This is a genomic window from Clostridium sartagoforme AAU1 (genome assembly GCF_000401215.1).
GTDB lineage: Bacteria > Bacillota > Clostridia > Clostridiales > Clostridiaceae > Clostridium > Clostridium sartagoforme.
The window spans coordinates 1-6,367 of sequence record NZ_ASRV01000244.1; the positions used below are offsets into that span (position 1 = coordinate 1).

Genomic DNA, 6,367 nt, shown 5'->3' on the forward strand with positions numbered 1-6,367 from the left:
CTAATACTTCTTATATTAGTAGTTTTTTTAGGAATGGGCAGCTATATGGGATTGGATTTTGCTTATTCATCATATTTAGTTGATATTGTTGGAGATTTTGATAAAGCAAATAATATATATAGTTATTCAATAAGCTTTAGAGTTGTAATTGAGTTTTTTTCATTTTTAATTATTGCTAAATATTTAAGTAAAGCTAATAGTAAAAGATGTCTTATAATAGCATTATCAATAGCTTGTATTAGATTGCTATTATTCTCAAGTGGTAACCTATTACTTATAGTTTTTGGGGACCAGCTTCATGGTATATTGTATGGATTATATTTAACCTTTATATTTAAATATCTAAGAGAAATATTAGACGAAAGTTTAATTGCAACATCTTTTGCAATTCTTTCTGTACTAAGTACTGGAGGTTCTAATTTTATATATCCATCCATATATAGCTTTATGCAACAAAAGTTTGGTTATGGCGGAATGTATATATCTGGAGCTATATTAGTATTTATATCAATAATAATATTGGTTATATTCCTTCCAAAGGCTAATAGACAAAATAATATGATTAAAGCTTGAAAATTATGAAAAGAAAAATTGTTTTAAAAGATATAGAAATAGAATACTCTATTATTTTTAAGAATAAGAAAAATATCTCTATAAAAATAGATAATAAAAAGGATATACTTGTGTATTCTCCTGCAGGAATAGCTTATGAGTATTTAGATAAACTAATTATAGAAAAAAGTAAATGGATAATAAAATCTATGGAAAATATTGAAAAAGGTAATTTAGTAGAAGAAGATAGAGTGATTTTATTAGGAAAATACTATGAAACAATAATAAAAAAATCTAATATTAATAGAGTTTTTATAGAAAAGGATAAAGTTATAATTAATACTGTTTCACTAGAAAAAACTTATACAAGAAAATTAATAGTAGACTGGTATAAGAAAATAGCTACAGATATTATTGGAGCGAGGGCTATGGAAGTATCTAATAAGATTTCAATAAAGCCTTCAAAAATTATAATAAAGAATCAAAAAAGCATATGGGGAAGCTGTAATTCCAAAAAAGAAATCAGATTAAATTGGAGATTAGTTTTAATGCCATATGCTGTTATGGAATATATTATAATTCATGAATTATGTCATATAAAACATATGAATCATTCAAAGGAGTTTTGGAGTTTAGTAAATTATTATTGTAATGATTATAAAAAAAGCAAAATTTGGTTGAAAGAAAATGGAGTTATGCTAATGAATTTAGTATAACTCTTTTTTTACAATAAATTATAAAATTGGTATTTCCTATTTTATAATAACATTATATAATGGTAAGTAATCATCTAATATCATTATTATCCTTTCATGTCATAAAACTGCATGGAGTATAAAAATAATATTAATTTTATATTTTAATCCAACCTTTTAATATAAATTCCCTATACTTTATTAAACTTTAGGAATACTAATTATATTAATATAGCTTAGGAGAAAAGATATGAAGAAAATTATTATTTTACTATTCTTAATTATTTCAACATTTTATTCTTGTACCAATAAAATAAGTAATGATGAGAATCGGTTTAAATCAGAAGAAAAACAGCGAGAAATAGAAAATAGCGACGACACTATAATATTTAAGGCTTCTTCAAAGGAAAAAAATATAGATACTAAAGATATAATATCAAAGGTTGAAAGTGACTTAACTCAAAAAGGTGCTTTAGGTAAAATAATAAATAGGCAAGGAGATTCAGTATATATAATGACAACTGAATCAGAAGCTGAGGATATAAGAATTCATAAACTTAATATATCAGAAATTTTAGATATAAATAAATATATAAAAGGTAATAGGAATAATAACTATGAGGAAGTATCAAAATTATTAAGAAAAGGAGAATACTTAATTATTCCAGCCAATATAAAAAATAACTCTATGGAGGAAGCAATTTCATGGATTTCTAGTGATGGAAGAATTAATGTTTATGAAATAAAGGAATTAGATACTTATGAAGAATAAATATTTTTAATAAGGAGGGATGGTATGAAAAGAATATTAAAATATTTATTAAAAGAAAAAAAATCATTAATAATTGGTACAATGTCTATGATATTAATTATATCAATAGACCAAATAACACCTATGTTGCAAAAGGAAATAGTTGATAGCGGTATAATAGAAGGAAAATACTCAATTATATTGCCGATTTTATTTATATTTCTAGCTTTAACGTTAATAAAAGCAATATTAGGCTATTTGAAAGAATATTTATATGACTATATCGGAGCAAAAGTTCATTTTGATTTGAGAACAGAACTATTTTCACATATTCAAAGTTTTGAATTTGAGTATTTTGATAACACAAATACAGGAGAATTGATGTCTAGAATAGGTGAAGATATTGAAAATATATGGCAAACTATAGGTTTTGGACTTAGATTATTTGTTGAAAATATATTATATTTTACATTTAGTACTATTATATTATTTTATTTAAATTGGAAGCTTACATTAATTTGCCTTGTAATTTTAGCTCCTATAGAGTAATAGCATATAAGCTTGAAAAAAACTTAAATGATGGTTATGAAGAAATAAGTGACAAAACAGCAGAAATAAACACAAGAGCTCAAGAAAATATAGCTGGAGTTAGACTAGTTAAAGCTTTTAGTAGAGAAAAACATGAAATAAAAAGATTTAGAAATCTAAATAAAGACTATTATGATCTTAACATGAAGCAAGCAAAGACTATATCTAAAAGCTTTCCATTTATAGAATTCTTAACTAATATATCTTTAGTAATCATGATAATACTTGGGGGGTATTTTGTATTAATAGATGAAATGTCTCTAGGAACGCTTATCGCCTTTTCAGGGTACATTTGGAATATAATATGGCCTATGAGAATGATAGGGTGGCTTATGGATATACTTTCTAAAAATAAAGCATCTGCCTTCAAAATATTTAATATATTAGATAGATATACTAAGATAAATCCTAATGAAGGTTTGAAAGTTAAGGACGTAAAAGGTGATATTGAGTTTAAGAATGTAAGTTTTAAATATAATGATGAATTAGTATTAAAAGACATAAACTTAAATATTAAAGCAGGAAGTACTGTAGCTATTATGGGAGCTACTGGATCAGGGAAATCAACTTTATTATCTCTAATCGGAAGATATTATGATGCAACTGATGGATGTATTGAGGTTGATGGTGTAAATGTAAAAGATTTAAATTTAAATGCTCTTAGAAATAATATGGCTGTAGTTCAGCAAGATACTTTTTTATTTTCAGACACTATAGAAAATAATTTAAGGTTTGGAAATGTTAATGCATCTAATGAAGAAATTAAAGATGGTGCAAATAAGGCTTGTGCTTTAAGTTTTATAGAAAATTTAGAAAGTAATTTCCATACTGAAGTAGGTGAAAGAGGAGTTGGGCTTTCAGGAGGCCAAAAACAAAGGCTTTCAATAGCAAGAGCTATAATTAGACGAGCTCCTATATTAATATTAGATGATTCAACTTCAGCATTGGATATGGATACTGAGCATGAATTATTAAAAAATCTTAATTATATTAAGAAAAATAAAACAACTTTATTAGTTGCTCATAGAATATCAGCTGTGAAAAATGCAGATTTAATAATATTCATGAAAGATGGATGTATAGTGGAAAAAGGTACTCATGAGGATTTATTAGGCAAAAAAGGTCATTATTATGGTGTTTATAAAGAGCAATTTAAAGATTTTGATAACTTGGAGGTTGTTTAAAATGCCTAAAGAAAATGAAATGATTAAAAGTAAAAAAGAAGTTATTTTTAGGTTATTTTCATACTTAAAAGAATACAAAAAGGAAACTACAATCTCCATAATATTGATGGGATTGGTTACAGTTTCAAATAATTTAAATCCATATTTAATGAAAATAGCCATAGATGAAAATATAAAAAATAAAGATGTAAAAGGGCTAGTTATAATTGGAGTATTTTTAATTGTTATTAATATATTTACATTAATTTTTTCAAAGCTTAAGTGGAAAGTTGTAAGCTATATAACAAATAATATATTAATTAATATAAGAATGGAACTATATACTCATATACAAAAGTTACCATTTGATTTTTTTGATAGTAGACCAGTAGGAAAAATTCTAGCTAGGGTCATGGGAGACGTAAATTCACTGAAAAATTTATTTGACCAAAGTATCCAATCAGTAATACCTGAATTAGTAAATTTACTATCAGTAATTGTATTCATGTTAATTTTGGACTTGAAATTAGCATTTGCATGTATATTATTATTACCAATATTAGGAATAGGTATGCTTTTTATAGAAATAAATTCAAGGAAAAGATGGTCAGAATATAGAAGTAAAAGATCAATATTAAATGGTTTTACACATGAAGATATTTCAGGAATAAAAGTTGTTCAATCTTATGCAAAAGAAAACTCTACCTATTCAAAATTTAAAGACTTAGTTTGGGATCATTTAGAAAGCTTTTTAAAGGCTGTAAGAATAAATGATTGTATGTGGCCATTAGTTGAACTCTCATGGGGAGTAGGTACTATAGTTGTATTTTTTGTAGGATATAACTTAATAAAATTAGGTACAATAGAAGTTGGTACATTAATTGCATTTTCTATGTATATAGGAATGTTCTGGCGACCTATAATGAATTTATCTAATTTCTATAATACTTTAATTACTAATCTGTCTGCAGGTGATAGAATTTTTGAAATATTAGATATTGAACCATTTATAAAAGATGATTTAGACAAACCAAATATAGGCGAAATTAATGGAGATGTAGAATTCGATAATGTTTCATTTGGATATGGCAATAACTTAGTACTTAAAAATGTGTCATTTAAGGTTAGAAACGGAGAGAGAATTGCTTTAGTTGGTGAAACAGGAGCAGGAAAAACAACTATAGTATCATTAATAAGCAGGTTTTATAAGCCTAATGAAGGATCAATATTAATAGATGGAAAAAATATAGAAAATTATAATTTAGGTTCCTTAAGAAGTCAAATGGGAATCATGCTTCAAGATACATTTTTATTTTCTACAACTATAAAAGAAAATATAAAATATGGAAAATTAGATGCTAGCGATGAAGAAGTAATCGAAGCAGCAAAAGCCGTTAATGCTCATGATTTTATTATGTCACTTGAAAAAGGATATGATACTGAAGTAAATGAAAGAGGATCAAGACTATCCTTAGGACAAAGACAGCTAATTTCATTTGCAAGAGCACTGCTAGCAAATCCGAAGATACTTATATTAGATGAAGCAACTTCAAATATAGATACTCAAACTGAAATTATAGTTCAAAAGGGAATAGAAAAATTACTTAATAATAGAACTTCTTTTGTAATAGCTCATAGATTATCAACCATAAGAGATTGTGATAGAATTATTGTTGTGGAAAATGGTGAAATAAGAGAAAGTGGATCTCATAATGAATTAATAGAATTAAAGGGAGCTTATTATGAGTTATATAAGGCACAATATAGTTTTTTAAATCAAGGTGCATAAAATATAAGAAATTTTAAAAATAGTACTAGAAAAAAAGTTATTTAGTATTTATAATGAATATGAAAACTTTAGAAGATATTAAGGAGATGAACATGAGAGCTGTATATAGAAATCCAAAAGAATTAGCAACTTGCTTAAAAGACTTGGTTGACAATTATTTAGAAGATTTACTAAGCTATGAAAATTTAGAAAGTAAAGTAAAAAAGATAGTTGACGCAAATGAAGATAGAGTTTATAAAGATAATAAAATATCATTAAAACTTTATCCTTACTTAGGTGATGAAAGAGTTCAAATTATTGATAAAATAATAAAGGGATAATATTAATTAAATAAAAAAGCTTCCATGTTATTATGGAGGCTTTTATAAATTTATTATTACAAATTAAAAATGGAAAGTTTCTTTTCTTCATATGGGATTTTATCTAAGGAATGTTTTAATGTTAAAAATTCCATTTCTGCTCTATCTATTTTACTAGATAATATTTCTTTCTCTCTATCATTTTTTGCATTTTGATTTTCATCTAATAATTGTCTTAATTCTTCAGAAACTTCAAACATCCTTAATGCAGCTTCATAGCAATTAGATACTTTCATAAAATCACATCCTTATATTTTATAGTAATATTATACAATATAAGGAAAAAATAAGCAATTTAGCTAAATGTTTTCATTAAATTTAATAAATAATTTTAATAAATTTATATGTAAATAGTAAAATAATATTATAAATAATCTACAAATCTATATAATATTATAGTGTAACGGATTAATAATAAAAAAACTAAGTAGATTACCTATTACTACTACGNGTAGAAGTATTAATTTAAA

The 6,367-nt window shown here is 25.0% G+C and carries 7 protein-coding genes and 1 pseudogene; 7 read left to right on the forward strand and 1 reads right to left on the reverse strand.

What is annotated here, in order from left to right:
* From A500_RS18710 to A500_RS18735, 7 genes and pseudogenes are all read left to right on the forward strand, one after another.
* Window positions 1–573, forward strand: a 573-nt coding sequence (locus A500_RS18710; protein WP_016209146.1) for an MFS transporter, incomplete at its 5' end; no start/stop codon positions are given.
* 5 nt (window positions 574–578) lie between these two features.
* Window positions 579–1,268: a M48 family metallopeptidase gene (locus A500_RS18715; RefSeq protein ID WP_016209147.1), complete on the forward strand. Its 690-nt coding sequence runs from the start codon at window positions 579–581 to the stop codon at window positions 1,266–1,268.
* Window positions 1,269–1,497: 229 nt separating this feature from the next.
* Window positions 1,498–2,019, forward strand: a complete 522-nt coding sequence (locus A500_RS18720; RefSeq protein ID WP_016209148.1) for a hypothetical protein — start codon at window positions 1,498–1,500, stop codon at window positions 2,017–2,019.
* 123 nt (window positions 2,020–2,142) lie between these two features.
* Window positions 2,143–2,837 (forward strand): annotated as a pseudogene (locus A500_RS21960) (ABC transporter transmembrane domain-containing protein); the annotation flags it as partial.
* 288 nt (window positions 2,838–3,125) lie between these two features.
* A complete protein-coding gene (locus tag A500_RS21965; RefSeq protein WP_341349971.1) occupies window positions 3,126–3,770 on the forward strand; it encodes an ABC transporter ATP-binding protein in 645 nt (214 codons plus the stop codon).
* A gap of 1 nt (window position 3,771) precedes the next feature.
* Window positions 3,772–5,538 carry an ABC transporter ATP-binding protein gene (locus tag A500_RS18730; RefSeq protein WP_016209149.1) on the forward strand — a complete coding sequence of 589 codons (1,767 nt, stop codon included), beginning with the start codon at window positions 3,772–3,774 and terminating at the stop codon, window positions 5,536–5,538.
* 92 nt (window positions 5,539–5,630) lie between these two features.
* The gene (locus tag A500_RS18735; protein WP_016209150.1) at window positions 5,631–5,858 is read left to right on the forward strand and encodes a TIGR04540 family protein; all 228 of its coding nucleotides are present in this window, start codon (window positions 5,631–5,633) and stop codon (window positions 5,856–5,858) included.
* Window positions 5,859–5,914: 56 nt separating this feature from the next.
* Here the strand turns inward: A500_RS18735 and A500_RS18740 are convergent, their stop codons facing one another.
* Entirely contained in the window at window positions 5,915–6,133 is a 219-nt protein-coding gene (locus tag A500_RS18740; RefSeq protein ID WP_016209151.1) for a hypothetical protein, read from the reverse strand.
* Between the last annotated feature and the right edge of the window lie 234 nt (window positions 6,134–6,367).